General features: G+C 39.5%; 3 pseudogenes. 1 reads left to right on the top strand and 2 read right to left on the bottom strand.

From position 1 onward, the window contains the following. A pseudogene (locus tag WGMM_RS06175) lies at positions 1–156 on the top strand (IS66 family transposase); the annotation flags it as partial. A gap of 23 nt (positions 157–179) precedes the next feature. Here WGMM_RS06175 and WGMM_RS06890 read toward each other — a convergent pair. Further along, positions 180–287: pseudogene (locus WGMM_RS06890) on the bottom strand (IS5-like element ISWpi1 family transposase); the annotation flags it as partial. A 2-nt stretch (positions 288–289) separates the two neighbouring features. Continuing rightward, positions 290–1,009: pseudogene (locus WGMM_RS05890) on the bottom strand (IS5 family transposase); the annotation flags it as partial. Between the last annotated feature and the right edge of the window lie 12 nt (positions 1,010–1,021).

Genomic DNA, 1,021 nt, shown 5'->3' with positions numbered 1-1,021 from the left:
AGCACGTTACCAGAAGGTGTTACGCCAGATACATTTGGTCCAAGGGTTAAGTCTATAATTGCAGCACTCAGCGGATTTTACAAAAACTCAAAGCGTGAAGTGGCTAGTATCATAAATGACATTTTTAATTTGAACATAAGTGTTGGCAGCATATCAGAGGTTGTCAACAAACCAGTAAATCAACATTCCCTACTTAACATAACTTTACTCATAGCCAAATATGAAACTTTCAGTAGATGTTGTAAGTAAATCGTACTCCTTTGATAGCCTTTTATATCTATTGATCCNNGCAAAAGTCCTCCCTACCACCCACCTTCTCGGCTGTACTGAAAATCCAGGATCCCGTTGTGGCAATAGTTCTAGTGGTGTATCTTTATGCACCCAAAACCTACATGGAGGCCTTTTGACAATTTCAATATCTATCCCATATTCTCTCTTTACGTAATCCTTTAAATCTTTTCCTTGGTATCCCATATCAGCCCACATTTTCTTAATATTGCTGTATTTTTCCTTCATATTGTCCAATGCCATCTTCACCCCATCTCTGTCATTTTCGCTTGCAGCTCCTACATAGCAACCAAGCACAAATCCTTGAGTATCTGTGATTATATGTCTTTTTCTCCCCTTTACCTTCTTCGCACCATCATAACCTTTGCCCCTCCCTTTTCCGTGGTTTTTACCGATTGACTGTCCACTATGCATGCGCTCGGCTTCCCATTTTTGACCTACTATATTTAGTGATATCATAGTTCATTTTCTCAAAAATTCCCTGCTTTTTCCATCTTCTAAACTGTTCATGCACAGCCTTCCACGGCGGAAAATCGTGTGGTAAATAGCGCCATTGACATCCTGTGCGCAGTATATAAAGAATTGCATTTACTATCTCACACTTACCGTATTTTGGTGGCCTTCCTTCTTTCTTGTACGATATTCTGAAGTGTTTTTCTATTCTTGCCCATTCCCTTTTACTTAAATCTATGTGTTTATGGCTATAGCAGGCCAGTAGCATATTACGGTCTGT

It is taken from the genome of Wolbachia endosymbiont of Glossina morsitans morsitans, from assembly GCF_000689175.1.
Classification (GTDB): Bacteria; Pseudomonadota; Alphaproteobacteria; order Rickettsiales; family Anaplasmataceae; genus Wolbachia; species Wolbachia pipientis.
This window is presented reverse-complemented; position numbering and strand designations above follow the sequence as displayed.